Source organism: Thermalbibacter longus (assembly GCF_023806485.1).
Lineage (GTDB): Bacteria > Chloroflexota > Chloroflexia > Thermomicrobiales > Thermomicrobiaceae > Thermalbibacter > Thermalbibacter longus.
The window spans coordinates 48,741-75,582 of the sequence record NZ_JAMSLR010000003.1 but is presented as its reverse complement, the minus strand read 5'-3'; the positions used below and the strand labels follow the sequence as shown (position 1 = coordinate 75,582).

Here is a 26,842-nt window from a genome sequence, read left to right as displayed (position 1 = left end):
CACTAGCGCACTTGCCAGCCGAGGTCAGCGAGCCAGGAGGCGATACGCGCCAGCCGGAGTTCGGTCGCATCAGGCAACCGGAGCAGCCGGCCCCGGGCATCGATGAGCAGACCCAGCTTCGCCCAGCTCAACCCTGACTCCCCGCTGAGCTCGACCCTCCTCCCCGGCTCTCCAGCCCCAACCCGGAACCCCGGCTCGAGTTCCAGGCTCAGCTCGATCGACCCGGTCTCAGGCAGACGAAGCACATGCAGGCTCCCGTACGGCACGCTGAATCGCTGCCCCACACCGTCGACCCGCAACTCCCCACGCACGGCCAGCGCGCCCTCGGCGCCCTCCCCACTGACGACGATGCAGTGCGCCAGCGGGATCAGCGCGTCCTGCTCCATCACCGCGCCCGCGTATCCCGGATGCAGTGTCGCCAGCGCGCCGGCCGCGGCGAACAGATCCACGTCGTCGAGCGCCAGAGTGACGAGCCCTCTGCTCGGCAGCGGTTGCACGCTGTCGAGAAGCAGGAGCGCGACCAGGGCCGGTGGCAACTCGGCGAACCACGAGCTAGCGATCACGAGCTGCACGTCGGCCGGGGGTTGCAGCCCGAGATCACCCAGGCCGTCGGCCAGCGCCTCGCGCAATACCGCGCTTGCGATCAACGCATCCTCACGGGTCTCCAGGGCTGCGAGTGGCCTGAGCGAACGGTTGAGGAGCCACTCGGTCAACGACTCCAGGGGATACTGCGTGGGAAGCCAGCGAGCGATGCGTTCCGGGGCGATGCGCGAGAGCTCGGCAGCACCGGGGCCGAGGTCTCGCTCAGCATAAAACGCGGTCGCCGCCTGCCCGTCGTGCGTCCACATCAGTAGCATTCCCTGATCGATATGGACGAGCAGCGCGCTCTGTCCGGTGCGACGGTGCGTGAACGCCATGCTCAGCTCGAGCGCCTCGACCAGATCGACGAACGGGATCGAACCGAGCTGGTGTGCCGCCAGCGACTGGCGGACGGCATCCTTGTACCGGTCGCGCAGCTCGGTGGTCAGCGCCAGCGTGACGGAGGCGGTCTCATGCGCGCTAGGATCGACTCCGACCAGCTCGAGCTGATCTCCGATCGCCTCAGCGGCCTGCTCCTGGTGCGCTTCCGGCCCGACGACCAGGCCCAGGACTGGCGCCTCCGCGTCATCCGCCAGCCCCCTGATCCCGTCGAACACCGTGGCCCATTCGTCGGGCGTGCCGCTGTCATGGGCCAGCACGATCACCCCGGGACGTACCTGTCGCAACCACTGCTCCACGGCAACCGCCGAAGGGCGGCTCGTGCCCGCCTGCTCGCTGACGCGGAGCTGGGCCAGCCGGATCGGAGTACTCCTGAGCGCGCTCGCGAGCAGCCTGGAAAGCGTTTGGTCTGGCCCGATGGAGATCAGGGCAACCGGAAGTGGTGGTTTCGGAAGCCCGGTGAGGACATAGATATCGGCCCCGTCACCGAGCGCCTGCCGCGGGATGAGCAGCTTCGCGCCCTCCTGGAAGGCGCGACCGGCCTCCTCCGCCAGCGCAGCCAGTGCTGCCCTGGCTCCTGCCAGTTCGGCAGCGCTGGAGGATGGATCCGGCGGTGCTACCGCGGAGGCAACGAGGCGCGGGACCCGCTCGACGCGGTCGAATAGCGTGGCCCGGCACCTTACCCGGTCGGCGTGCATCGCGACCGCTGCATGCACGCGGCGCTCCCGGCGCTGCGTCGCCGGCTGGCCGGTCTCTGCCGACACCTTGCGTACCACTCCCGTTGCCCCCTATCGGCTCAAGACCACGACGTAGACGACGAGTAGCACGATCATGATGAGCACCAGGATGAGCAAGACTCGACGCAACCAGTTCGCCGGGGCTGCCCCCGCTGGCTCTTCGACCGGCGCTGGTTGGGATGGACGCTCCGCTGTCGCCACTGCCGGTCCGTGCGACACTTGGGCCAGCACCGGTGCCAGCGGTTGGAACGCCGGCACCGTCTCGCGCTCCGCGTCGCCGCTCTCCGGTACGAGCCAGGCGCGGGAGACAGCCGGCGGCGGCAGCGTCGTCCGCTGTTCCTGCTGAGTCTCCGAGGGCACCTCCGCCGTGACTGGCGTCTCGACCTCCAGCTCACGCAGCCACTCGGGCAGATCTCGCTCGTCGATGAATTGCAGGACGTCGGCATCGTCCGGCCGGGGGCCAGTGCCCTCGGGTGAACGCGCCGGCTCATCTTGTCTGTCACCGGCGAGTTCGCCGCGCGTCGCCGAGAGCCAGGCCGGGGACGGCTCCTCCGAAGCCCGTTCCGGTCGTCCGGCTTCCTGCTCGTGCGCGAACTCGCGCAGCCAGTCAGGCAACTCACCCGGGTCGACCGCGAGCTCGTCCTCGACGGTGAAGCTCGCGGGCTCCATTGCCTCAGCCGGTCGCTCCGGAAGCCTGGCGCCGCATGCCTGGCAGTAGCGGTCGTCATTGCCGACCGGCTCCTGACAAGCCGGGCACCGCTGGTCCCCCGGACTGCTCAGCGCCGCATAGCCGCAGATACCACAGGCGAGCTCGTCGGGCTCCTTACGGGAACCGCACTGCGAACAGTACACGAGACTCCTCCCGATCCGGCCAGCTCGCTGCCGCTGGGTGAGCCGGCACTGTGGAACGTCGTGTGGTCGACCTCGGACGACAGTGTAGCATCGCATCGAGCCGAGCGCACCGGCCCGGAAGTCCTAGACTGCACCTCCCCGCCGGCAGAGGAACAGTGAGCAGGAGAAGCGATGCTCTCGGAAGGGCTAGCTGACAACAGCGCTTGCGTGTGCCGCCCGAAAGCTGGCCCTGGCGCCCAAAGCTGGGCCCCCTCGGACTTCCTCGGGAGCTGGGGCTACCCGCGCAGGTCGTCAGTGTCGATCCAGATCGTGACCGGGCCGTCGTTGACGAGCGCCACCTGCATATGGGCGCCGAAGCAGCCGGTTTCGACGCGTAGCCCCGCAGCTCGCAGCTCCTCAGCGAAGCGGTCGACGAGCGGGCTGGCCACCTCGGGCGGGGCAGCGTCGATGAAGCTGGGCCGCCGACCCTTGCGGACATCGGCGTAGAGCGTGAACTGCGAGACCACGAGCGCTGCCAGCCCGAGCTCCACCGCCGACCGGTTCATCTTGCCCGCCTCATCCTCGAAGATGCGGAGATGCGCCACCTTCCGGGCCAGCAACGCCGCCGCCCCGGCGTCGTCCCCGTGCCGGACGCCGACGAGCACCAGCAGCCCAGGGCCGATCTGCCCTACCACCCGACCCTCGACCGTCACCGACGCCTGGCTGACGCGCTGGATCAGCGCCCGCATGCGCGCTCCTCTCTCCCGTGAATCCCGGGCCAGACGGGGCTACCTGCTGCTGGTCCGCCTACCCTCCTCGCCGGTCGGTGATGAGCGCGACGGCCAGCGCGGCGATACCCTCGCCCCGTCCGACGAAGCCTAGCCCCTCGTTGGTCGTCGCTTTCAGGCTTACCCGCTCGACCTCGATCCCGAGCGCGGCGGCAACCCGTGCCCGCATCTCCTCGCGGAACGGACCGAGGCGAGGCCACTCGGCGATCAGCGTGGCATCGACGTTGACCACCTGCCAGCCAGCCTCGCCCAGTAGCCGCACGATCTCGCGCAGCAGGAGCGTGCTCGGAGCATCTCGCCAGCGATCGTCCCCAGGGGGGAAATGCCGGCCCAGGTCACCGAGGCCGGCCGCGCCCAGCAGCGCATCGCCGATCGCGTGCAGGAGCACGTCGGCGTCGGAGTGCCCTTCCAGCCCTAGCTCGCCGGGGATCTCGACGCCTCCCAGCACGAGCCGTCGCCCCTGGACGAGGCGGTGGACGTCGTAGCCGATGCCAACACGGATCACGCCCGGGCTCCCTGCTGTCGGCGGGCCAGGAGCGCGGCTGCGACGACGAGATCGGTCTCGGTCGTCAGCTTGAGGTTGTCAGCGCTGCCGGGGAAGACGCGCACCGGAAAGCCAGCGCGCTCGACCAGCGTGGCCTCGTCGGTCGCCGGTGGCGCATCGGGTGGCCAGCGCCGGTAGGCTACCTCGAGCCAGTCACGCCGGAAGACCTGCGGCGTCTGCGCAGCGACCAGGCTGCTCCGATCGAGAGTACAGGCCACCTGGCCGCTCGCGTCGACCTGCTTGATCGTGTCGGATACCGGAACCGCCGCGACGGCAGCTCCCCAGGCGGCACCGGCCTCGATCCCGCGCCGCAGCAGCCCCGGCGTGACGAGCGGCCGCGCGGCGTCGTGGATCAAGACGAGCTCGACCTCCGCGCTCAACCGCTCGACCCCAGCACGCACCGAGTCCTGCCGATGCGCGCCGCCGAGGCAGACGATGGATCGGGCAGACAGCGGGGTGGCCCGGAGGAGCGCACTGGCAGCATCGTGATTCGCCGGGCTTGCGACCACCACGAGCTCGGTGATCTCAGGGACAGCGGCGACGGCATCGAGCACCCAGGCGAGCGCCGGCCTCCCCGCAAGCTGGGCCAGCGTCTTGTCGAGCCCTTGCATCCGGCGACTGCTGCCTGCCGCCGCGATGACCGCGCCGCACCTCATGCCGCCTGTCCGGATCGTCTGGCCTGGGCGAAGACCATCCGCCCAGCCGCAGTCTGCAGGGTACGCGTGACGGTGACGTTGATCTCCTGCCCCACGTACGGCTGGCCGGCCTCGATGACGACCATCGTGCCGTCCTCGAGGTAGCCGACGCCCTGCCCGGGCTCGCGCCCCTCCCCAACGACCCGGATCTGGAACTCGTCTCCAGGGTGAATCGGGGGGCGCAACGCCCGCTCCAGCGTGTTCGGGTTCAGGACCGTGATGCCGGAGAGCATCGCGATCTGCGCCAGGTTCTGGTCGCAAGTCAGCAGCCGTCCCCCTAGCTCCTGGGTCGTCCGCAGCAGCTTCTGATCGACGTCATCCGTCCCCGGTGGGTCGAGATCACACACCACGAGATCGATATGCGGATCCTGGCGAAGCTGGCGCAGCAGCTCCAGCCCACGCCGCCCGCGCGCCTGCTTGCCGGGATCGGTCCCCTCGGCGAGCTGCTGGAGCTCGTGCAGGGCGAACTGCGGCACCACGAGCTGGCCCTCGAGGAAGCCCGAGCGAGCGATCTCCCGTACCCGGCCATCGATGATCGCGCTGGTATCGAGAACCACCGGCGCGACCGGTGCTGAGTCCTGCCCCCGCCGCAGCGCGGCGAAGAGCTCGTCTCGCTTCGCCAGCATCGCCGTCGCCGATCCCAGCGTGAGAAGGACCGCGACGACAGCGGGGATGATCTGGCCTGCCGGCCGTGGCAGGAAGGAGAGCGGCCAGGCCAGCAGGGCCGAGAGCACGCCGCCGATGAGCAGACCGACCGTCACCGCCGTCAGATCTTCCAGAGTCAGGCGGCGAATCTGGACATGGAGCATGTCGATCAGCCCGAAGACAGCGTACGGGGTGACGAGGAAGCCGAGCGCGCCGAGCAGGGCCGCGACGAAGACGGGGTAGATCTGCCCCGCCTCGGTCGTCATGGCGAAGTACAACCCAACCTGCCAGCCGAGCAGGACTCCGATCAGCAAGCCGGTGTAGCGCAGCAATCGGCCGATCGGTGAGTTCGCCCGCTCCATCCGCGCCCGTCGATCGAGTCCTCGACTCCGCGCGTCCTGGTTGGTTCGCTGCTCGAGCGTGGGCTGCTGCCCCGAGATCTCGGGAAACCGTGTCACTTCATACCTCTTCAGGCCAGCGCGTACTCTGGTCTCGTGCACATGGGAGGCCCGCTGCAGCGCCGTAGCGGCAACGGGCAGTGTAGCACGGCAGATGAGGCCATTCAACGGCCCGTTCGACCCGCGGCGCGGCGTAGCCGCTCAACCGCCTCCAGCGGCACGTCGACCCCGCCGAGCTCGCGTCCCTTACGGAAGCCCTCGCCGTGGTAGTCGCTTCCCCCCGTTGCGATCAGACCGTGCGCCTCCGCGAGCTCCGCCAGCGACCGCCGCTGGTCCTCTGAATACTCTCCGTACCAGGCCTCCAGGCCGGCCAACCCGGCTGCGATCAGCTCCGGCAAGAGACGCGCAAGATCGCTTGCCGTGTAGGGATGCGCCAGCACCGCAGCCCCACCGGCGGCTCGCACCACCTGGACCGCTTCCGCTGGCGAGGGGCGCTCATGTGGGACGTAGGCTGGCCTGCCACGCGCGAGGTAGCGGGCGAACGCCTCGTCGATGGAGGAGGTGTAGCCCCGTTCGGTGAGCAGCCGGGCGAGATGCGCCCGGCTGATCGTTCCCTCACCCGCCAGGGCGCGCACCTCGTCGAAGTCGATCTGGAGCCCGAGCGCCTGCAAGCGCGAGACCATGGCCCGCGCCCGCTCCAGCCGCCGCTCCTGGAAGGAGCGCAGCGCCTCCTGGAGCCCCTGGTCGTGGGAGTCGATGAAGTAGCCGAGGATATGGACCTCGCCGGCTTCGACGGCCGTGCTCAGCTCGATTCCCGGGACGATCTCGACGCCGGCGGCCTGACCAGCGGCGACCGCCTCATCGATCCCCGCGGTGGTATCGTGGTCGGTTACGCTGAGCACAGCGACGCCCCGCTGCGCGGCCAGAGCGATCAGCTCAGCGGGGCGTAACCGGCCATCAGACGCTGTCGTATGGGTATGCAGGTCGACGCGCTGGCGTCGATGCGCGGCTTCGTCCATACGGCGTCCAAGTTGCGCGGGACAGCACCTCGTGCAGAGAGTACTGCCCGCTCAGGTAGTTACCGCGGTTCGACGATCAGCCGGAGCGCGGTGCGATCCTCGTCGCCGATCGTGACGTTGATGAAGGAGGGCAGGCAGACCGCGTCGATCCCGGTCTCAGCCAGGTAGTCGCGGGCAATGGCGACTGCCTTGACCGCCTGGTTCGCAGCGCCGGCGCCGATGGCCTGTACCTCGGCTCGCCCACACTCGCGGACCACACCGGCGATCGCGCCGGCCACGGCGCTCGGGCGCGAGCGAGCGGAGACCTTCAGGACCTCACTGCGACGGGCAGGTGCCTGGCGTTCCTGAGCCGGCGCCTGAGCCGTTTGGGCATAGCCTTCCTCGTCCGGCGGGAAGCTTGCCTCGGGGTCGATCTTGATGTCCCGCAGGTCGAGCTTGCTGAAGAAGCGATCCATCCTACCCCTCCACTTACGCTTGGTCCTGCCACGCAAAACGCACAAGCCTGTCTCTCAGCGCGAGCAGTGCGACTCCGTCAGTCTCTCCGGGGGCCCACTCCTCTCCAGTACCGTCGACTGACCACGCCCACGGCGGCGCCTTACCCTCACAAGCGACGCCCCGTCGCCTATGGGATCGCCAGGCACGGCTCGTGCCTGGCGCCGCCTGGCCAGAACTGGTACCACAGAACGTACAAGCACGTCAACACGGGGCGATGCTGAGGCTTGAGCAACCTTGCGCGTTCGGGGCTGGCCTGGGCAGGTGACCTCGGGGCACCGGGGCCACGCCTAGCTGCGTCCGGAGATGGCAACAGGCCGGCACACGCACCGGCCGCCCCCTGAGTGGCGAGAGGATCCCGGCCGGCTGGCAGAGAGGAGCACCCAGCCGCCCTACCGCTGTCAATAGCGGGAACACGGGATCGGCTACCCCAGGCCAGCGGACAGCTCCAGGGCGGCTCAAGACCACTGAAAAAGCGCGAGCGGCCGGGGTACAACCCGGCCGCTCGTCACCTGTCTTGCGCGCTCATCGGGCATACTCGACCGCCCTGGTCTCGCGAATGACTGTCACCTTGATCTGACCAGGATAGTCGAGCGTCTCCTGGATCTTCTTCACCACATCCCGCGCCAGCCGCATCGCACCGAGGTCATCGATCGCCTCGGGCTTGACCAGAATTCGCACCTCACGGCCCGCCTGAATCGCGTAGGCCTTCTGCACCCCCTTGAACGAGGTGGCGACGCTCTCCAGCGCTTCGAGGCGCTTGATGTACGCCTCCAGCATCTCGCGGCGCGCCCCAGGCCGGGCACCGCTGATTGCATCAGCCGCCGCGACGATGAAGGCCTCGACCGTCTTGGGCTCCTCCTCGCCGTGATGCGCGGCGATCGCGTGCACGATCTTGGCGGATCGCCCGAGACGGCGGGCAATATCGGCGCCGATCAAGGCATGGGGACCTTCGACCTCGTGGTCGACAGCCTTCCCGATGTCGTGCAGCAAGCCAGCCGTCTTCGCGACGTTGACGTCGGCACCGAGCTCAGCAGCCAGCGCCCCAGCGATCATCGACACTTCGATGGAGTGCTGGAGCACGTTCTGGCCGTAACTCGTGCGGAAGCGCAGCCGGCCCAGGAGCTTGATCAGGTCGGGGTGTAGTCCCTGGACGTTCGCCTCCAGCGCGGCCCGCTCCCCCTCCTCGATAATGATCTGTTCGACCTCCAGGCGTGTCTTCTCGACGACCTCTTCGATCCGGGCCGGATGGATCCGGCCATCCTGGATCAAGCGGAGCAGCGCTCGCCGAGCGATCTCCCGGCGCACCGGGTCGAACGACGAGACGGTCACCGCCTCCGGCGTATCGTCGACGATCAGGTCGACGCCGGTAGCTTGCTCCAGGGCACGGATGTTGCGCCCCTCGCGGCCGATGATCCGCCCCTTCATGTCGTCGCTCGGCAGCGGGACGACCGAGACCGTGTTCTCGGCGACGTACTCGGAGGCGATGCGCTGGATCGTCGTGGCCAGGATCAGCTGCGCGCGCTGGCGGGCCTCCTCGCGAGCCTGCTGCTCCAGTTCACGCACCTGGCGGTTGATGAACTCGCGCGCCTCCTCCATGACCTGCTGGATCACCAGGTTGCGGGCTTCCTCCACCGACAGCGCAGCGACGCGCTGGAGCTCGAGCTGGCGCTCCTCCGCGAGCTTGTTGAGTTGCTCGATCTGGTCTTCGATCTCCTTCTCGCGCGCCTGGAGCTTGCGCTCGCGTCGCTCCAGCGCCTCGATACGCCGGTCGAGCTGCTCCTCTTTGTTCTGGAGCCGTCGTTCGATACGCTCGACCTCTCGCCGGCGCTGCTGGTACTCCTGCTCGAGCTCATCGCGGAGCTTGATCGCCGCATCCTTCGCCTCCAGCAGGATCTCGCGCTGGCGCGCCTCGGCATCTTCGATGAGCCGCTTCACCTCGTCGGCGGTCGCTCGCAGCCGCGAGCGAGCCGAATGGCGCAAGTACAGGTAGGTCGCCGCGCCTGCCACGATGGCAGTCGCCACCGCGGTCAGGATGATAGGCACCAGGATCTCCATAGCGTTGTCACTCCCTAGACATGTCGGTTGGTAAGGTCCATGCAGGTCGCCACCGCCTGGACTGTAGCGACCCAATGGCGATGGGTAGGAGCGTTTGCCCCTCTAAGCATACCGACTGCGCTTCTTCACGGTCAACGCGAATATTTGCCTCATGCAAATAGACTTGCCTCATGCCGTCCTCGCGGGGTTGCACGGGCATTGATCTCCTCTCGGGGAGTCGAGCGCGAGGACGATTTGTGCTATATGATCTGATGACAGTATCGCCCGGCACTGGGCACCAGGCCGGGTTCGAGGAGGAGGCAGGCGACCATGTTTCCCCGAGCGGAATCGTCTCTCACGACAGCATCGGCACTGAAGACGAGGATGCACCGCCGCCGGCTCCTGCGCCTGGCGGCGATGGGCGGAGGGTTGCTGGCGACGGGCAGCCTGCTGGCCGCCTGCGGCGGTGCCGAGACGTCGCCCACGGCCGCCCCGGCCGGCGAGCAACCGACTCCCACGACCGCCCCAGCGGCTCAGGCGACCGCAACGGCCGCGCCGGCCACCGGCGGCACCTTCGTCATCGCTCGCCTGACCGACACGGTCACCCTGGATCCGTCGCGGCAATACGAGCTGACCTCGCCGATCGTCGTCGGCGCCTGCTACGAGCGGCTGGTGACCATCGAGCCGCCGGACATCAAGACCGTCGTCCCCCAGCTTGCCCGGGAGTGGGAGATCAGCGAGGACGTCACCACGTATACCTTCATGCTCCGCGACGACGTGACGTTCGCCTCCGGGAACCGGTTGACCGCATCCGACGTGATTTTCAGCTTCAACCGGCTGCGCGAGCTGAAGGACAACCCGTCCTGGATGGCCGAAGTCATCAGCTCGATGGATGCTGCCGACGACCATACGCTCACGATTACGCTGAGCGAGCCCAACGCCGCGTTCCTGGCGATGCTGGTCTCCCCCAACTTCTCCGTGCTCGACAGCCAGGTCGTCAAAGAGCACGGTGGAACCGACCAGCCAGGCGCCGATCAGTCCGATACGGCCACTGAATGGCTGAACCAGAACTCAGCGGGCAGCGGCCCCTTCATCCTCAGGAGCTGGGTGCCGGAGACCGAGATCGTGATGGAGCGCAACCCCGATTACTGGGGTGACCCTCCGGCACTCGAGCGCGTGATCATCCGCCATGTCGCCGATCCGACGACCCAGCGGCAACTTCTGGAGAGCGGCGACATCGATGCCGCCCACAACCTCGATGCCGATATCATCGCTGAGCTGGAACAGGCGGGAACCGTCAACATCGTCCGTGGCGACACGCTCGACACCGAGTACTTCGCCATGCATACCGGCCAGGACGTGGGCAAGGAGCTGGCTGACCGGCGCGTGCGGCAGGCGCTGGCCTACGCGATCGACTACGACGGCATCATCGAGCAGATCCTGCGCGGTGCCGCGGTGCGCCCGCCCTCGGTGATCCCTGCCGGGCTCGTCGGCGTGGCCGAGGCTGAGCAATACAAGTACGTGCAGGACGTCGAGAGGGCGAAGGCCCTGCTCGCCGAGGCGGGGCTAGCCGACGGCTTCGACCTCACCCTGACGTATAACAGTGGCGGAACCGAAGTCGGCGGCGTCTCCTCCGAAGTGCTGGCGAGCAAGATCGCAGATGACCTCAGCCAGATCGGGGTACGCGTCACGCTCGACCCGCGGGCACCCGATGTTCGGCTGGCCGACTACCGGGCCGGCAAGCTCCAGTGCACGATCTCCGGCTGGACACCCGACTTCCTCGACTCCCACGGGTGGGCCATCCCCTTCGGCGTGCCTGGTGAGGCAGCGGCCCGCCGCGTCGCTTACGAGAACCAGGAAGTCGCGGAGCTGTTCCAGCAGGCCGTCCGCGTGGCCGACCCGGCGGAGCGCGCCCGGCTGTACGCCGAGGGCCAGCGCCTGCTCAACGAGGACGCACCGTTCATCTGCCTGTACCAGCCGAAGGCTCAGGTGGCTGTGGCGAAGTCGGTCGAGGGGTATGTCTTCAACCCGGTAACCCAGGTCGACGTTGCGCAGCTCCGAAAGACATCGTGAACGGGTGAGGGCTGGGGCGAGCTTGGTAGGACTCGCTCCAGCCTCCTGCTCGCGTGCCAGGGAGAACTGCGGTGCTCCTGCAGTTCGTCGCCAAGCGCATCCTGCTCTCGATCCCGCTGCTGATCGGGATTACGCTGGTCACGTTCGTCGTGTCGCACCTCGTCCCGGCCGATCCCCTGACTGCAGTCCTTCCCGAGCGGGCCTGGAACAACCCCGAGACGGTGCAGATGTACCGGGAGCGCTGGGGGCTCGACCGGCCACTGCACGAGCAGTACCTGATCTACCTGCGCAACCTGCTCCACGGTGACCTCGGCGAGTCGTACACCACGCGCCGGCCGGTCGGGACGGATCTCCGGCTGTTCTTCCCAGCCACGATCGAGCTCGCGGCCGCGGCGATGCTCTACGCGGTGACTGTCGGCATAGCGCTGGGCGTGGTCTCGGCTGTCTGGAGCAACCGGCTGGCTGATCACCTCGCGCGGCTGATCGCGCTGGTCGGCGTCTCGCTGCCGGTCTTCTGGCTCGGGCTCCTGGCCCTGCAGGTCTTCTATGCCAATCTCGGCCTCCTGCCCGGGCCAGGGCGAATCGACACGCGGCTCGTCGCCCCGCCGACTCGCACCGGCTTCTATACGATCGACAGCCTCCTGGCTGGCCAGTTCGACGTCTTCCTCAACACGCTCTACCACCTGATCCTGCCCGGCATCGTCCTCGGCAGCTACGCCATGGGGATCATCGCCCGGATGACGCGCTCCTCGCTGCTGGAGGTGCTCAGCCTCGACTACATCCGAACCGCCAGGGCCAAGGGGCTCGCCGAGCAGCGCGTCGTGATCGGCCACGCGCTGCGCAACGCGCTGATCCCCACCGTGACCGTCGTCGGGCTCACCTTCGGCAGCCTGCTAGCCGGTGCCGTGCTGACCGAGACGATCTTCTCCTGGCCCGGCATCGGCCGCTACGCGGTAGACGCCGCGACCAAGCTCGACCTGCCAGCGATCCTGGGCGTGACACTGCTGATCGCCGTCGTCTACGTCATCGTCAACCTGATCACCGATATCCTCTACGGGATTCTCGACCCCCGGATCCGGGTCGGCTGACAGGCAGGGGCAGGCGATTGAGGACGGACACCGGATGACCGCGACGACGACCAGGGTATCGACCACGCCACTGGCAGCGCGCCGCCCCTTCTGGGAGTCGCCGCTCGGGCAAGCCGCGCGGGAGCTCGCGCGTAACCGCGCGGCGATGGCCGGCCTCGGAATCCTCGTGTTCTGGATCCTCGTCGCTTTTACCGTCTCGTTCATCGTGCCCTTCGACCCGTTGAAGACCGACGTGAGCAACCGGCTGTCGCCCCCGAGCGCGAGCCACTGGTTCGGTACCGACGATCTGGGGCGCGACGTGTTCAAGCGCGTGCTCTTCGGCTCGCGCTACTCGATCCCGGCCGGCTTTCTGACCGTGCTGGCAGCCCTGCTGATCGGCTGCATCGTCGGCGCGGTGGCCGGCTATGCCGGTGGCTGGATCGACAACGCGCTGATGCGGGTCGCCGATATGGTGCTGGCGTTCCCCTCGATCGTGCTAGCGATGGCCATCGCCGCAGCACTGGGGCCGGGGCTCAAAAACGCGTTGATCGCGATCGTCGTGGTTCTCTGGCCGGAGTACGCCCGGCTCATGCGGGGACAGGTGCTCGCCGTGAAGGCGCACGAGTACGTGACCGCAGCCGAGGCCCTAGGAGCCAGGCGCAGCAGGCTCCTGATCCGGCATATCCTGCCCAATACCCAAGCGCCTATCGTCGTCAAGGCGACGCTCGACGTCGGCGCCGCGATCGTGCTCACCGCCGGGCTCTCGTTCATCGGGTTAGGGGCGGTTCCCCCAGATCCCGAGTGGGGAGCGATGATCCGCGAAGGGCAGCGGCGCTTCAGCCAGTGGTGGATGGCCACCTTCCCCGGGCTAGCGATCTTCAGCGTGGTCATGGCACTCAACTTCCTCGGCGACGGGCTGCGCGACGCGCTCGACCCGCGTCGCCGTGGCCGCTGGGCCTGATCCCGTAGTACCCTCAACCCTGCTGGTTCAGTCCAGGCAGCGGCGCGGGCCGGCAGGCGAGTGCCCGATCGCTGGTTGGCTGCGCTGCGACGTCGCTCCCTCGCGCCCTCTACCGGCTCGCCAGCAGCGACCTCGAGAGGCAACCTGCGTGAAAGGTCCTCCCCGATGAATGCTCGTGAATCACCTCGAACTCGCCAGATCAAGGACTTGCTGCGCGAGCTGCACCGGAACGGCGTGCGCGACCAGCGCGTCCTCCTGGCGATCGCTAAAGTGCCCCGTGAACGGTTCGTCCCACTGGAGCTACGCGAGCGGGCCTGGGAGAACCGTCCACTGCCGATCGGAGCCGGGCAGACCATCTCGCAGCCGTTGATCGTGGGGCTGATGACCCAGGCGCTCCAGCTCGACGGTGACGAGCGGGTGCTGGAGATCGGCACCGGCTCAGGCTACCAGGCAGCCATCCTGGCCGAACTGGCCAGGTCAGTGATCAGTATCGAGCGCGATCCACTTCTGGCACAGAGCGCAGCCGAGCGACTCCGCCAGTTAGGCTACCAGAACGCCGAAGTCCACGTCGGTGATGGGTCGAAAGGTTGGCCAGCCGGAGCGCCGTACGATCGGATCATCGTGACAGCCGCGGCCACCCGGGTTCCGCCGGCTCTGCTGGAGCAGCTCAGCCCCGCCGACGGAGCCCGGCTCGTCATCCCGATCGGCGACAGCGAGCACCAGGAGCTCTACCTGTTCGAGCGTCGCGGTGGAACCCTGCACCAGATCGACCTGGGCCCGGTGCGCTTCGTCCCGCTAGTCGAAGGGGAGGACGGTCCCGGAGAGGACGGTGAGCGCACTTCTCCAGGCTCCACGCCGGACGTCTGAGCCGGTACGATAGTGCGCGGCAGGCAAGCAGGGAAGGGGGCAAGGCAATGGTGTGGGTGCCGCGGGTCGACCGGGTTTTGCTCAACGCTCGGATATACACGCTCGACGCCCAGTTTCAGGTCGCTGAGGCGGTCGCGATCCGCGACGGCCGGTTCGTCGCAGTGGGGACTACCAGCGAGATGCGGGAACTCGCCGAGGCTGGCACCCAGATCGAGGATCTTGCCGGCGCGGTCGTCCTCCCCGGTCTGATCGACGCGCACACGCACCTGCTCTCCACTAGCCTCGTGCTGCGAGAAGTCCAGCTCTACGATTGCCGCTCGATCCCGGAGATCCTCGACCGGGTACGCCAGCGAGCAGCCCAGACTCCACCCGGCCAGTGGATCGTCGGGCGAGGCTGGGACGAGGCACTGCTGGCCGAGCGGCGCCACCCGACGCGCTGGGAGCTCGATCGTGCTGCCCCCGACCACCCAGTCGTGCTCCACCGAGTCTGGAATAAGCTCGTCGCGAACAGCGCGGCGCTCGCGATGGCCGGCATCACGCGGGCAACCCCTGATCCCCCGGCCGATACGCGCTACGCCGGCGGCTTCGAGCGCGACCCCGAGACGGGAGAACCGACCGGCCTCTTCTGGGACCGCGCGAAAGAGCTCGTCCTGGACGCCATCCCTGAGCCGTCAGAGGCACAGCTCGCGGAGGCGCTGCGGTACGGTTGCCGTGCCTATAACGCCGCCGGCCTCGTCGGCGTCGCCGAGCCAGGGCTCGACGTCCCAGAGATCCGCGCCTACCAGCGGTTGCGGGACGACGGCCAGTTGACCGTGCGCGCCGACCTCCTGCTCGGGGCCTGGGGCTACGTGCCCGCGGAGCGCGAGCCGGAACTCGAAGGCTGGATCGCCGCGATGCCGGTCTACGGCGGCTTCGGCGATGATCTGCTGCGGCTGGCCGGTGTCAAGTTCCTGCTCGACGGGGGAGTCGGCGACCGGACGGCTCGCTTCTACGAGCCGTACCTCGACGAGCCGGACAATATCGGCCAGTGGGTGGTCGATCCGGAGGAATATCCACGGCTGGTTCGCTGGGTGCACGAGCGCGGATGGTCGATCGACACCCATACCTGCGGGACGGCAGCCCAGGATCTGGCCGTCAAGGCCTACATCGAGGCGCAAGCGGCGGCACCGAACCCGCGGCTCCGGCACCGGGTACATCATGCCTATTTCCCCAGCCAGGAGGCCGTGCAGTCGATGGCCAAGCACCGCATCCCGGCTCTGGTCAGCACCCCGTTCCTGCTGCACCTCGGCGACAGCTTTATCGCGAGCCTAGGTCTAGAGCGGGCGGCGCGCGCTATGCCGATGGCGACCTACCTGTCGGCCGGCGTCCCGCTCGCCGGAACCTCGGACGCGCCGATCACCGACTTCAACCCCTTCGTCGGCATCTACGCGGCTGTCACCCGGCGGACCGTGCTGGGCCGCGAGCTCGACCAAAGCGAGCGGATCAGCCGGAAGGAGGCGCTGCGCAGCTACACGGTCGGCGGCGCCTACGCGCTCGGCCAGGAAGGAGTGCGGGGCTCGATCGAGCCGGGGAAGCTGGCCGACCTGATCGTGGTCGACCGTGATCCGCTGGCGGTCGATGAGCAATCCTTGAAGGAGACACGGGTCCTCCGTACGATGCTCGGCGGCGCTTGGGTCTACGAGGCAAGCCCGGCGTAATGGAGGGCGAGATCCAGACGCCAGACCGCCAGGCGTTCGCCGGAAGCGACACAGGGAGAGAGCGATGCGAGGGCTGAGCAGGCTGCTGCGCTGGGCGGTGCTCGTCCTGGTTGGGGCCGCGATTTACGACCAGCTTCGACGGCCGGCCGCGGAGCGTACGTGGCATGGGAGGATCGGCTTCGTCCCGTACGACTTCCGCCCACCGACGGTCGAGCGTCTCCGGGAACGGCTCTGGAACCCGGACGACCCGCGGATCTTCACGCCACACGTCTGGGGAGTCGGCTGGACGATCAACCTGTATCAGCTTCGGCACTACCTGTTACCGCTGGTCGAGCGGGTGCGGGCCGAGCTCTCCGAGCGCCGCGGGTGAGCCCGCGCCAGCACCAGAGCGGTTTCAGCCGCGGCGCAGACCGGCCAGGAGCTGCCAGCAACCGATCACGAGGAGCAGCAGACCGATCCCGCCGAGCACTTCGCTGATGCCGAAGAGGTCGGCCAGAGCTCCGGAGAAGAAGACCGGGACGAACGCCACGCTGTTGGAGACGGTGAAGAAGGTGGCATAGACGCGGCCGCGGACATGCTCGGGCGAGCCCGCCTGCAGGAGCGACTGGCCCGGTGCCAGGATCATGCCGTTGACGATCCCCAGCAGCCCGGTCAACCCGGCCGCCACCAGGGTCTCGGCGGAGCCCACCCCGTTCGGCCCGCCTTCAGCGCTCCAGCCGACCAGGGCGAGCCCCAGCAGTAGCGCCCCGCCGAGTGCCAGCGCGCAGTCGGTCGTGCGCACGCTGCCGAGCCGGCCGGCCACATGCGGCACCAGGACCGTCCCCAGCACGACCCCAATGCCGGCAGGCGCCACCAGATAGGCGATATCCTCGGCCGGCAGCCCCAGCACCACGGTCACGTAGCCGGGGCCGAGCACCGCTACCATCAGGTACGTCGCCATTGCGATGGTCAGGTACGCGATCGCTTTGGCCAGGTGCGGCGAGGCGAGAATGAAGTGGACGCCTTCGCGGATCTCGCCGAGAACCTGTGCCACCAGCCTCCGGGCGTTGGGAAACGCGCGCGCCGGGGGACAGCTCGGCGGCAGGGCCAGGCTGACCAGGGCGCAGAGCGCGAAGATGACGATGATGCCGCTCAGTACGGTGTGAATGCCGAAGAGCTTGACCAGCAGCGGCCCGGCGGCGGCGAACCCGACGAGCTGCGAAGCGGTGAACGTGAGGTTGAACAGGGCATTCGCCTGGATGATCTGGCGTCGCGGCGCGACATCGGGCAGGGTGGAAGCCAGGGCCGGGCCGAAGAACTGGCCGACCGCGCCTGAGACGAAGGTGATCGCGTAGAGGACCGCCAGGGCGAGATACGCCGACCAGCGCGCCTCGATCAGCAGCAGCCCGCCTACCGCCACGCCGCGCAGCGCGTTCGTCAGCACCAGGATGGTACGGCGGTTGAACCGGTCGGCGACGACGCCGGCCAGCGGGCTGAAGAGGACAGCCGGGAGCGTAAAGCTGAGCACGGTCAGGCCGATGGCGGTATTGAGCTGCCCGATCGCGTGCCGCTCGACGATACCCCGGACCAGGATGAGCAGCGAGAAGTTCACCATGTTCTGACCGGTCTGCGAGAGGGTCTGGACGAGCCAGAGGAGGAGGAACGGCCGGTGACGGAGGAGATCGAGCGGGTTGCCGGGCGGGCCATCGAGTTCTCGGGGTGGCTCGACCGCCTGCATCTCAGCTCGTGGGAGCATCGGCGGAAGGCGCTTGCGCAGTGGGAGGCTCATAGCGACGAACAATCACCTTCAACCGCTTGCGGAAGGTCGGGCGAGGGATCAGGATGCGGCGGCCGCAGCCGAGGCACCGCAGACCGATATCCGCACCGGTGCGGACGACGACCCAATCGGTCGATCCGCACGGGTGTGGTTTTCGCAGGCGTACCACGTCGTTCACACGTACCTCGTCGCTCATCGGGCGGTCCTCGTCAACCGACCAGCCAGTCGAGTATAGCAGCCAGCCTCCCCGAGGCGCTCCGGTTTACGCACCGGTCAGGTAAAACACGAAGGGTGGTGGCGTGTCTGTCTCGGCTCAGCCAGCGTTGACAAGGAGGCCCGTACTTGGTAGGCTTGAGGCTCGTGGACGCACGCGTCCACCTTTTTGCGTGCTCCTGTCCTCAGGAAGAAGGAGACAGTCGTGTACGCGGTCGTGCAGACCGGAGGCAAGCAGTACCGGGTCGCAGTCGGCGACACGATCGACGTCGAGCGGCTGGATGCCGAGCCGGGTGGCGAGGTCGCGCTCGATCGCGTCCTGATGGTCGTCCGGGACGGCGAGGTGCTGATCGGCCGGCCCCTGGTTGAGGGCGCGAAGGTGGTGGCGGAGGTCGTCGACCAGGTCAAGGGGCCGAAGCTGATCGTCTTCAAGATGAAGCCGAAGAAGCGCTATCGCCGGAAGACCGGCCACCGGCAGAAGCTCACCCGGTTGACGATCAAGGAGATCGTCGCCTGACCATCGCGGGGTGATAGATCCGAGATCATAGCCGGCCGCATCGATCGAGCCGCGCGGCCGCAGCGAACGGAGGCGGAAGATGGCTCACAAGAAGGGCGCCGGCAGCTCGCGCAACGGGCGCGATAGCCAGTCAAAGCGGCTGGGCGTCAAGCGCTACGATGGACACTTCGTCCGTGCCGGTAACATCCTGGTGCGCCAGCACGGCACCCGGATCCGGCCGGGCAACAACGTCGGCATGGGGCGCGACTTCACGCTCTTCGCGCTGATCGACGGCTACGTCAAGTTCGAGCCGATCAGCCGCGACAAGCGACGGGTCAGCGTCTATCCCGAGCGTGTCGTGCCGCAGCCGGCGGCATCGGGGAGTTGATGGCTGATGAAGAAGGGGATTCACCCGCAGTACTACCCGCAGGCGACGGTGATCTGCTCCTGCGGGAACACCTGGACAACCGGCTCGACCAAGCCGATGCTCCGGATCGACCTGTGCCCACGCTGCCACCCGTTCTTCACCGGTGAGCAGCGTATCGTCGACACGGCTGGCCAGGTCGAGCGGTTCATGCGGCGACTGGAGCGGGCGCAGGAGGCGCCGCGCAAGAAGAAGGCGGAGCGGCGTCGCCGGCGACTGGAGCAGCGAGCTCAGCTCGTCGAGCAGGAGTCGCAGCTTCTGGTGAGCGAGACTGAGCGCGGCGCGACCGACGAAGAGAGCAACGAGGAGCAGTCCTGAGATCGCGCTCGCCCTGCTCCCAGCGCGCATGAGCGCGATGCGCTATACTGGAGGTGGAGCAGGAAGCCAGCCCGGTCTACTGGCACCGGCTCCCGCCCAGGGGCGCGATCACAGGGAGGAGAGAGCCGTGACCGGACCGAAGTCTGTGTCGCCGCGCCCAGAAGACCAGGCCGAATGGTCGCTGGAGCAGGCCGGGTTCACTAAGGAGCAGATCGCCCGGCTACGTGAGCTGCGAGACATGTACCCCTACATCGAGTACATGGACTCGCGGAGGCAGTGGCACCGGCTTCGCTTCGTCAAGTGGCTCTACGCTCGCGGCGAGATCCCCCGCTAGCACCAGAAACAGATATCGATCGTCGAGGGCGCCGAACAGCCCGGCGCCCTCACCGTTTGTGCAGGATGCCGTAGCCGATGCTACCCTTCGGTGAGTAAACTTGCTCAGGTGGTCGCTGGCCGGGATGGTGGTGGAAAGGACATCGGCCCATGACCTATGTCATTGCCGAACCCTGCATCGGGGTGAAGGATGCCTCCTGCGTGGAGGTCTGTCCGGTTGACTGCATTCACTCGGACGACGAGGCCGACCAGTACTTCATCGACCCCAACGAGTGCATCGACTGCGGCGTCTGCGCCGAGGTCTGCCCGGTCGAGGCCATCTTCTTCGAAGACGACCTGCCGGAGAAGTGGGCATCGTACCTGATCAAGAACCGCGAGTACTTCGAGAACCGCGGTTGAGCAGCGGTGAGGGGGGTATACCTCCCCTCGCGCTACCCGGCCGCGCGTCCCACTCGAAGGACGTCGCGCGGCTCGCTCCCGCTTACGCACACCGGAAACGCGTGCATCGAAGCCCACACCGGAACGTTGCCTGGCCAGGCCCAGCGCCGGTAAGGCGGTCGCTTCCCCTGGCTCGGAGGGGCATGCCTCACCAGATACTCCGAGCAGGGTCACCGACAACAGCTCCATGAGACGGCCGGCGCCGGAGATCCGCCACCGGGATAGGTGGGAACGACCGGTGGAGAGGCAGCTCACGGTCTCCGAGTCCCAGCTCCGGCGCGTGCTGGCCACACTCGTGGTCGTCATGGTCGTCAATCAAACCGGGGTCGTGATCATCAGCCCGCTGGTCGTTGAGATCGCGTCCACGTTCCAGGTTCCTGTCGGCCTGGCAGGGCAGCTCCGCACCGCCGGCGCGCTCGTCTCGGGCCTGGCGGCTCCCTGGCTGGGCGCGCTCTCCGACCGCGCTGGGCGGAAGCCGGTGATACTCGCCGGACTCGTGGTCGTCGGGATCTCGGCGCTCGCCAGTGCCCTGGCGCCGGGATTCGGCTGGCTGCTCGTCATCCAGGCGCTCAGCGGGCTGGGGATCGCGGCGCTGCTCTCCACCGGCCTAGCAGCGATCGGCGACTACGTGCCACCCGAACGGCGCGCCTGGGCGGTGGGATTGGTCACGACGGGGCAGCCGCTGGCCTGGGTCATCGGCCTGCCGCTGATCGGCTTGCTGGCTGACACCTGGGGCTGGCGCTGGAGCTATCTCGGCGTCCCGTTCCTGTTCAGCATCGCCGGCCTGGCGCTCGCCTGGCGGCTACCGCCAGGCAGGTACCAGGATCGCCGGCCGCGTTCCGGTATCACGACGTCGCGAGCCGTTCGCCAGGCGCTCGCTGACCGCGCGGCGCGGTTCTGGGTGCTGGCCGAGCTCCTCATCTACTCAGGCTGGGCCGGCAGCCTGACGTTCCTCGGCGCCTACTACATCCAGGTCTTCCAGTTGAGCGCGGGCCAGGCTAGCCCCTTGCTGGCAGCGGTCGCGCTCGCGTTCTCCCTCGGGAGCCTACTCGCCCACCGATTGGCACGCTGGCGAGCGCCAGTCGTGGTGTTCGGCAGCGCGATCGCGGCCGCGGGGCTCCTCTCGCTGGCGCTCACGATCCGCCTGCCGCTCGGTATGGCCGTCGCGCTGCTCTGTGGCTACGGTCTGATCCACGGCGTGCGGGGCGCGACCTCGAGCGCGCTCGGGCTGCGGTTGGGTGAGGCCCACCGCGGCACGATGATGGCGCTACGCGCCTCGGTCGTCCAGCTCGGCTACGTCTTCGGCGGCCTCTTCGGTGGCGCGCTACTGGAGCGCTGGGGCTTCCCGGCATTGGCCATCGCCTACGCCGCGTTCCTGGTGGGCGGCGGGCTTATAACCTGGCGCGGCATCTCCGGGGAGCGGTAAGGGCAGCCCCTGCTCCCGGCAAGCAGGAGCAGGGGCCCGCACGCCAGCGCTAGGCAGGCGCGATCCCAGGCATGGCCGGCTCGGCCATTCCAGCGAGCGGCCGCTCCTGCAGCGAGGCAACCACCTCCTGAGCAGCCTCGGCGGCTGCCTCGAGCGTCCGCCGCACGTCGTCCTCGGTATGCACGGCCGAGACGAACCAGCGCTCGAAGTGGTAGGGATGGAAATACACTCCGCGCGCGAGCATGGCCCGGTGGAACCGGTCGAAGAGCTCGATGCTCGCGTAGGCGTGGGCTTCGCGGTAGTTCCGGATCCGCTCGAGGTCGGGCGCGTCCGGCTTGGCGAAGAAGATGTGCCAGACCGGCCCGATCCCCTGGACGAGACACCGCAGCCCGGCGGAGCGGCAGGCCTCGGCCAGCCCCTCGCGCAGTCGCTCGCCGTAACCGTCGAGCACCGACCAGATTTCCTGGCGGCGTGTCTTCATCTCGGTGAGGACAGCTCTCGCGGCTGCCAGTGCCACGACGTTGGCGGTATAGGTGCCACCGTGCATGACCTGGTTAGTCGCCTCGAGCTGCATTACCTCGAACGAGCCACCGAAGGCAGCGATCGGGAAGCCGCCGCCTAGCGCCTTGGCGAAGGTGCTGATGTCCGGGACGACGCCCAGCCGCTCCTGCGCGCCACCCGGGGCGAGGCGAAAGCCGGTGATCACCTCGTCGAAGATCAGGAGCGCGCCATAGGCCCGGGTGATCTCGCGCAGGAACTCCAGGTAACCCGGCTCTGGCAGGATGACGCCGGTGTTGCACTGCACCGGCTCGACGAGCACCGCGGCGATGTCGTCGCCGTAGCGCTCGAAGAGCTGCGCGAGCCCCTCGCGGTCATTGTACTGGGCGATCAGCAGCGCCTCGCCGTAGCAGGCCGGGATGCCGCGCGAGCCCGGCCGAGGAACGGGCGAATAGGGGCTGACTTCGGGTCGCCAGACATCGGGGTGGCTCGACCAGAAGTGCGTATCGGCCCACCCGTGGTAGCCGCCCTCCATCTGGACGATCTTGCTGCGGCCCGTATAGGCCCGCGCCAGCCGCGCGGCGGCCATCGTCGCCTCAGTGCCGGAGTTGGCGAACCGGAGCAGGTCGACCCCAGGGACCAGCTCAGTGATCAGCTCGCCGACTTCGGCATCGAGGTCGTACGGGAAGGTCGCGACCGTGCCGTAGCGGTTCACCGCCTCGAAGACCGCTTCGATGATCTTCTTCGGACGGTGGCCGAAGATGAGAGGACCGTAGCCGAGGCTATAGTCGATGTACTCGTTGCCGTCGATGTCCCAGAAGTGGGAACCCTCGCCGTGGTCGAAGCAGAGCTCGAGACCCTTCTTCAGACGGGCGTAGGAACTCTCGCCACCGGCAATCGTGCGCGCTACGCGCTCGAACAGCGCCTGGCTGCGAGTGAAAGCTCCGTCACCCTCGTCGTCCGAGGTACTCATACATCCTCCTTCGGTAAGCCGGATGGCCACACAGTCACGGGGGTGGCCGAGCCCGTCGATGCCAGTATACGCGCGCCCCCCACACGCCGGGAAGTGGTTTCCGAGCAACGTAGGAGCCGAGGCGATCGGCACTCTCTCCCATTCCTCGGGTAACAGCGGCTCCACCGCTCGACCGCCGCTCGTCTCCACTGCGTTCGCCGCATCGAGAAACGGCAGAGGGGTTCGATGGCAGGCCACTGCAACCTTGCCGACCGGACGATCTAATCTAAAAAAAGCTGTTGCATTTGTAGCGTTTACATGTTACGCTGGGATGTAGCGCCCATAGCTAGAGAAAGGAAACTGCCATGCCGGCGGTGTCGGAGCGGGAAGCGATCAGTGTCGATGAGCGAGAGCGGTCGAGGATCGGCGAAATCGAACGGCTCTACCGGAGATCGCAGGGACAGCGATTCAGACTCGTCGGCCCAGAAGGGCAGGAGATCGAGCTGCCTGAATCGCTGAACGCGCTCTTCCGGGAGATCGTTCGCATCCTGGCAAGGGGAGACGGGGTAGCGGTTGTGCCGGTACACCAGGAGCTGACTACCCAGGAAGCGGCAGATCTACTGAACGTCTCGCGCCAGTATCTCATCCGCCTGCTCCAGAAGGGAGAGATCCCTTACCGCATGGTAGGCACGCACCGCCGTATTGCCCTTGACGATCTGATGGACTACAAGCGCCGGCGTTACGAGGAACGACGCCGGGGACTGGACGAGCTCACAAGAATGAGCCAGGAGATGGGTCTGTACTGAGTTGAGCTACCAAGATGCTCCTTTCCGCTGTCCTCGATGCCTGTGTCCTCGTCCCTGCCCCAGTCCGCGACACCTTGCTTCGAGCCGCGCTGGAAGAGTTCTATCGACCGTACTGGAGCAAGCACATCCTCGCAGAGGTAGAACGCACACTGATCAGCCGGGGAATGACTAGCCAGGACGGCGCTCGCAAAGTCATTGAGAAGATGAGAGAGGTCTTCCCCGAAGCCGAAATCGAACAGTATGAACACCTAATAGATCTTATGCAGAACGCACCGGATGACCACCATGTGCTCGCGGTTGCTGTGGCATCAGGTGCTCAAGCCATCGTGACATTCAATCTCCGTGACTTCCCCGCAGACGCACTGGATCCGTACGGCATCGAGGCGTATTCTCCGGATCAGTTCCTCTGCTCCCTATTTGGGCACTCTCCTGAGACGATGAATCGCGTCATCGAGGAACAGGCAGCGGCTCTTACTGCTCCACCGATGTCGGTCGATGACGTGCTCACGCGCCTACAGGCGCAGGTTCAGGATTTCGTTCGTTTGATCCAAGAGTGGCGGGGACGGCTGCCACGCTAGCCAGGCGGCGGCGCACCCCCTTTCGAGGCACTCCAGTCAACCATTCGTCCCTCTAGGGCAACTGGCACCACGCCCGCCGAGATCAGGTAGCATTGGGACATACCGGGCCACTGGCCCCGACCGCGAGGAGCGTGCACGATGTGGGAGCGACTGACCGGCTTGGGCAAGGTACGGGCGCCTGAGTTCCCGCCTGGCCTCGCCTGGTTCAACACCGAGCAGCCCCTCACGCTCGCCGAGCTGCGGGGAAAGGTCGTCCTTCTCGATTTCTGGACGTATTGCTGAATCAACTGCCTGCACCTGCTCTCCCAGTTGGGGGAGGTCGAGCGGCAGTTCCCCGACGTGCTGGTGACCATCGGCGTCCACTCGCCGAAGTTCACGGCCGAGCGCGTCGATGCAAACGTGCGCCAGGCCGTCCTGCGCTACGAGATCGAGCACCCGGTCGTCAATGACCCCGAACTGATCACCTGGCGAACCTATGCGGTGCGCGCCTGGCCCACCCTGGTCTTCATCGATCCGGAGGGGAGAATCGCGGGCGTCCACGAGGGAGAAGCCAGCGCTGCCGGGCTCGCCGCCGTCATCCGCCGGCTGGTAGAAGAGTACGAGGCGAAGGGGCTGATCGACCGCTCCCCGGTGGCCGCGCTCCGGCCCCTGCCACGACCGGACAGCGCGCTCGCCTTTCCCGGCAAAGTGCTGGCCGACCCCGCCGGCCGCCGGCTGGTCATCGCCGACTCCGGCCACCACCGGCTGGTCGTCGCCCGGCCAGACGGGAGCGAGGCCCGGGTCATCGGCAGCGGCCAGCCTGACCTGGCCGACGGGCCAGCGGAGAGCGCAGCGTTTCGACATCCTCAGGGGATGGCGCTGGCCGGCGACACGCTCTACGTAGCGGACACCGGCAATCACGCCATCCGGCAGGTCGATCTGATGAGCGGGCAGGTCACGACGATCGCTGGAACCGGCCGGCTCGGGATGAGCTACGCTGGGCCAGGGCCGGCCCGCCAGGTCGACCTCCGCTCGCCTTGGGCACTCACGCTCCACGGCGGCGTGCTCTTCATCGCGATGGCCGGCATGCACCAGATCTGGACGCTCGACCTGAACCAGGGCTGGCTCGCGCCCTATGCCGGCTCCGGCATGGAGGGCATCCAGGGCGGACGGCTCGACCGGGCCTGGTTCGCCCAGCCGAGCGGCCTCAGCACCGACGACACCGTGCTCTACGTCGCCGACAGCGAGACAAGCGCCATCCGCGTCGTCGACCTGCCGCCGGGCGACGATCTCCGGGTGCACCGGCTCGTCGGCGTCGGGCTGTTCGACTTCGGTGACGTGGATGGGGTCGGGGATCAGGCACGGCTCCAGCACCCGCTCGACGTGGCCTGGCACGACGGTATGCTCTACGTCGCCGACAGCTACAACCACAAGATCAAGCGGCTCGACCCGGCTACCCGGCGGTGCGAGAGCTGGCTGGGCGACGGCGAGCCGGGCCTGCGGGACGGGAGCGGCCCGGAGGCCCGTTTCTACGAGCCGGGCGGCGTCTCGGCCGGGGACGGCGTGCTCTACGTGGCCGACACCAATAACCACGCCGTGCGCGTGGTCGACCTCCAATCCGGCGTAGTCACCACGCTGGCGCTCGCGCTGTCCTGAGGGATCTCCGGGCAGCAGCGCGCCCGTTCAGCCGAGCCCCTCTCCCCTGCCGGGCATCGCCCCTGGAAGCTATCATTGCGAGGACTCCGGAGACAGTCCCCCTCGAGACTCGAGGCACACTGCCATGACAAGCGGAGGCGAGCGAACCCTGATCTTCCTCGGCGACGTGATGCTCGGCCGGCTGGTCAACCTCGCGCTGAAGCGCCTGCCGCCCGCGTATCCCTGGGGAGACACGCTACCGCTGCTGCAGCGTGCCAGCGCGCGCTTCGTCAACCTCGAGTGCGCCATCACCGACTGGGGCGAGCCCGAGCCTGGCAAGGTCTTCTGCTTCCGCACCGATGCCAGAAACGTCGAGGTGCTCGAGGTGGCCCGCATCGACGCGGTGTCGCTCGCCAACAACCACGTGCTCGACTACGGGGAGCCGGGCCTGCGGGAGACGCTTCGGAACCTGGACGCGTCCGGCATCCGGCACGCTGGGGCAGGGCTGACCGCGCTCGAAGCCCAGCAGCCGGCCTGGCTCGCCATCGATGGCCTACGGATCGCGTTCCTCGCGGCGACCGACAACCAGCCTGACTGGGAGGCGACAGCGGACAGGCCAGGGGTCTTCTATATCCCGATCGATCCCGCCGATGAGCGGTTCCAGCGACTCGTAACACTCGTGCGCGCGGCGAAGCGAGCGGCTGACCTCGTGGTGGTCTCCCTCCACTGGGGGCCGAACTGGGGCTACCAGCCACCGCCGGAGCACCCACCGGCCGCTCGCCTGCTGATCGAGAGTGGAGCCGACATCATCTTCGGCCACAGCGCGCACATCGTCCGCGGCATCGAGGTCTACCGCGGCCGGCCGATCTTCTACAGTTGCGGCGACTTCGTAGACGACTACGCGATCGATCAGGTGGAGCGGAACGATGAGTCGTTCATCTTCCAAGCCTACCTCTCGGGCCGAGAGCTGACGCGGCTCTCGCTCATCCCGACAGTCATCGAGGAGTTCCAGGCCCGGCTAGCGCGAGGGACGCGCCGGGACAGCATCTGCGACAAGATGGGCTCGCTCTGCCGGCAACTGGGCACGGAGGCACGGCGAGTAGCCGATGGGCTGGAGATCGAGCTGCGCTGAGCGGTTCGTCCCAGGCGACACTCATCCGC

The 26,842-nt window shown here is 67.7% G+C and carries 28 protein-coding genes; 16 read left to right on the top strand and 12 right to left on the bottom strand.

Translation table 11 applies throughout. The features are described from left to right. Nucleotides 1-2: 2 nt before the first annotated feature. The 9 genes from NET02_RS05290 to rny form a co-directional block, all read right to left on the bottom strand. Nucleotides 3-1,754 carry a hypothetical protein gene (locus tag NET02_RS05290; protein ID WP_284056337.1) on the bottom strand — a complete coding sequence of 584 codons (1,752 nt, stop codon included), beginning with the start codon at nt 1,752-1,754 and terminating at the stop codon, nt 3-5. 12 nt (nt 1,755-1,766) lie between these two features. After that, nucleotides 1,767-2,567 carry a zinc ribbon domain-containing protein gene (locus tag NET02_RS05285; protein WP_284056336.1) on the bottom strand — a complete coding sequence of 267 codons (801 nt, stop codon included), beginning with the start codon at nt 2,565-2,567 and terminating at the stop codon, nt 1,767-1,769. 275 nt (nt 2,568-2,842) lie between these two features. Then, the gene (gene dtd, locus NET02_RS05280; protein ID WP_284056335.1) at nt 2,843-3,295 is read right to left on the bottom strand and encodes a D-aminoacyl-tRNA deacylase; all 453 of its coding nucleotides are present in this window, start codon (nt 3,293-3,295) and stop codon (nt 2,843-2,845) included. Between the two features lie 58 nt (nt 3,296-3,353). Further along, nucleotides 3,354-3,836, bottom strand: a complete 483-nt coding sequence (gene ispF, locus NET02_RS05275; RefSeq protein ID WP_347711007.1) for a 2-C-methyl-D-erythritol 2,4-cyclodiphosphate synthase — start codon at nt 3,834-3,836, stop codon at nt 3,354-3,356. Further along, nucleotides 3,836-4,489: a 2-C-methyl-D-erythritol 4-phosphate cytidylyltransferase gene (gene ispD, locus NET02_RS05270; RefSeq protein WP_347711002.1), complete on the bottom strand. Its 654-nt coding sequence runs from the start codon at nt 4,487-4,489 to the stop codon at nt 3,836-3,838. The genes ispF and ispD overlap by 1 nt, the downstream gene beginning before the upstream one ends. Before the next feature lie 41 nt (nt 4,490-4,530). Then, nucleotides 4,531-5,676, bottom strand: a complete 1,146-nt coding sequence (locus tag NET02_RS05265) for a PIN/TRAM domain-containing protein (RefSeq protein WP_284056332.1) — start codon at nt 5,674-5,676, stop codon at nt 4,531-4,533. Nucleotides 5,677-5,780: 104 nt separating this feature from the next. Then, on the bottom strand, nt 5,781-6,635 hold the full coding sequence (locus NET02_RS05260; protein WP_284056331.1) for a PHP domain-containing protein: 855 nt from the start codon (nt 6,633-6,635) through the stop codon (nt 5,781-5,783). Nucleotides 6,636-6,694: 59 nt separating this feature from the next. Beyond that, nucleotides 6,695-7,090: a stage V sporulation protein S gene (locus NET02_RS05255; protein WP_284056330.1), complete on the bottom strand. Its 396-nt coding sequence runs from the start codon at nt 7,088-7,090 to the stop codon at nt 6,695-6,697. Nucleotides 7,091-7,652: 562 nt separating this feature from the next. Next, nucleotides 7,653-9,185: a ribonuclease Y gene (gene rny / locus NET02_RS05250; protein WP_284056329.1), complete on the bottom strand. Its 1,533-nt coding sequence runs from the start codon at nt 9,183-9,185 to the stop codon at nt 7,653-7,655. A gap of 309 nt (nt 9,186-9,494) precedes the next feature. Here rny and NET02_RS05245 point away from each other — a divergent pair, with 309 nt between their 5' ends. From NET02_RS05245 to NET02_RS05220, 6 genes are all read left to right on the top strand, one after another. After that, on the top strand, nt 9,495-11,237 hold the full coding sequence (locus NET02_RS05245) for an ABC transporter substrate-binding protein (protein WP_284056328.1): 1,743 nt from the start codon (nt 9,495-9,497) through the stop codon (nt 11,235-11,237). Between the two features lie 71 nt (nt 11,238-11,308). Next, entirely contained in the window at nt 11,309-12,325 is a 1,017-nt protein-coding gene (locus NET02_RS05240) for an ABC transporter permease (protein WP_284056327.1), read from the top strand. A gap of 34 nt (nt 12,326-12,359) precedes the next feature. Next, complete coding sequence (gene nikC, locus NET02_RS05235; RefSeq protein ID WP_284056326.1) at nt 12,360-13,265, top strand: nickel transporter permease; 906 nt, start codon at nt 12,360-12,362, stop codon at nt 13,263-13,265. A gap of 165 nt (nt 13,266-13,430) precedes the next feature. Next, entirely contained in the window at nt 13,431-14,132 is a 702-nt protein-coding gene (locus NET02_RS05230; protein ID WP_284056325.1) for a protein-L-isoaspartate(D-aspartate) O-methyltransferase, read from the top strand. A 47-nt stretch (nt 14,133-14,179) separates the two neighbouring features. After that, a complete protein-coding gene (locus NET02_RS05225) occupies nt 14,180-15,829 on the top strand; it encodes an amidohydrolase (RefSeq protein ID WP_284056324.1) in 1,650 nt (549 codons plus the stop codon). Nucleotides 15,830-15,893: 64 nt separating this feature from the next. After that, on the top strand, nt 15,894-16,199 hold the full coding sequence (locus tag NET02_RS05220) for a DUF5808 domain-containing protein (RefSeq protein ID WP_284056323.1): 306 nt from the start codon (nt 15,894-15,896) through the stop codon (nt 16,197-16,199). 24 nt (nt 16,200-16,223) lie between these two features. Here NET02_RS05220 and NET02_RS05215 read toward each other — a convergent pair whose 3' ends face one another. Both NET02_RS05215 and NET02_RS05210 read right to left on the bottom strand, forming a co-directional pair. Next, nucleotides 16,224-17,546: an MFS transporter gene (locus tag NET02_RS05215; protein ID WP_284056322.1), complete on the bottom strand. Its 1,323-nt coding sequence runs from the start codon at nt 17,544-17,546 to the stop codon at nt 16,224-16,226. Between the two features lies 1 nt (nt 17,547). Next, nucleotides 17,548-17,781, bottom strand: a complete 234-nt coding sequence (locus NET02_RS05210) for a DUF951 domain-containing protein (protein WP_284056321.1) — start codon at nt 17,779-17,781, stop codon at nt 17,548-17,550. Between the two features lie 222 nt (nt 17,782-18,003). Between NET02_RS05210 and rplU the strand changes: the two genes are divergently transcribed. The 6 genes from rplU (at nt 18,004) to NET02_RS05180 (ending at nt 21,233) form a co-directional block, all read left to right on the top strand. Next, a complete protein-coding gene (gene rplU, locus NET02_RS05205) occupies nt 18,004-18,315 on the top strand; it encodes a 50S ribosomal protein L21 (protein WP_284056320.1) in 312 nt (103 codons plus the stop codon). 79 nt (nt 18,316-18,394) lie between these two features. Beyond that, nucleotides 18,395-18,682 (top strand): 50S ribosomal protein L27, encoded by a 288-nt coding sequence (gene rpmA / locus NET02_RS05200; protein ID WP_284056319.1) that lies wholly within the window; start codon nt 18,395-18,397, stop codon nt 18,680-18,682. A gap of 6 nt (nt 18,683-18,688) precedes the next feature. Further along, a complete protein-coding gene (gene rpmE / locus NET02_RS05195; protein WP_284056318.1) occupies nt 18,689-19,036 on the top strand; it encodes a 50S ribosomal protein L31 in 348 nt (115 codons plus the stop codon). A gap of 127 nt (nt 19,037-19,163) precedes the next feature. Continuing rightward, nucleotides 19,164-19,370: a hypothetical protein gene (locus NET02_RS05190; protein ID WP_284056317.1), complete on the top strand. Its 207-nt coding sequence runs from the start codon at nt 19,164-19,166 to the stop codon at nt 19,368-19,370. 149 nt (nt 19,371-19,519) lie between these two features. Then, nucleotides 19,520-19,768 carry a 4Fe-4S dicluster domain-containing protein gene (locus tag NET02_RS05185; RefSeq protein ID WP_284056316.1) on the top strand — a complete coding sequence of 83 codons (249 nt, stop codon included), beginning with the start codon at nt 19,520-19,522 and terminating at the stop codon, nt 19,766-19,768. Nucleotides 19,769-20,045: 277 nt separating this feature from the next. Further along, the gene (locus tag NET02_RS05180) at nt 20,046-21,233 is read left to right on the top strand and encodes an MFS transporter (RefSeq protein ID WP_284056315.1); all 1,188 of its coding nucleotides are present in this window, start codon (nt 20,046-20,048) and stop codon (nt 21,231-21,233) included. 49 nt (nt 21,234-21,282) lie between these two features. Here NET02_RS05180 and NET02_RS05175 read toward each other — a convergent pair whose 3' ends face one another. Continuing rightward, the gene (locus NET02_RS05175) at nt 21,283-22,704 is read right to left on the bottom strand and encodes an aspartate aminotransferase family protein (RefSeq protein ID WP_284056314.1); all 1,422 of its coding nucleotides are present in this window, start codon (nt 22,702-22,704) and stop codon (nt 21,283-21,285) included. 344 nt (nt 22,705-23,048) lie between these two features. Between NET02_RS05175 and NET02_RS05170 the strand changes: the two genes are divergently transcribed. The 4 genes from NET02_RS05170 (at nt 23,049) to NET02_RS05150 (ending at nt 26,813) form a co-directional block, all read left to right on the top strand. Then, nucleotides 23,049-23,489 carry an excisionase family DNA-binding protein gene (locus NET02_RS05170; RefSeq protein ID WP_284056313.1) on the top strand — a complete coding sequence of 147 codons (441 nt, stop codon included), beginning with the start codon at nt 23,049-23,051 and terminating at the stop codon, nt 23,487-23,489. Nucleotides 23,490-23,503: 14 nt separating this feature from the next. After that, nucleotides 23,504-24,067 carry a PIN domain-containing protein gene (locus tag NET02_RS05165; protein ID WP_284056312.1) on the top strand — a complete coding sequence of 188 codons (564 nt, stop codon included), beginning with the start codon at nt 23,504-23,506 and terminating at the stop codon, nt 24,065-24,067. Nucleotides 24,068-24,205: 138 nt separating this feature from the next. Next, complete coding sequence (locus NET02_RS05155; protein ID WP_347711001.1) at nt 24,206-25,702, top strand: thioredoxin-like domain-containing protein; 1,497 nt, start codon at nt 24,206-24,208, stop codon at nt 25,700-25,702. Nucleotides 25,703-25,826: 124 nt separating this feature from the next. Then, nucleotides 25,827-26,813, top strand: coding sequence for a CapA family protein (locus tag NET02_RS05150; RefSeq protein WP_284056309.1), 987 nt, complete (start codon nt 25,827-25,829; stop codon nt 26,811-26,813). The last annotated feature ends 29 nt before the right edge of the window (nt 26,814-26,842 follow it).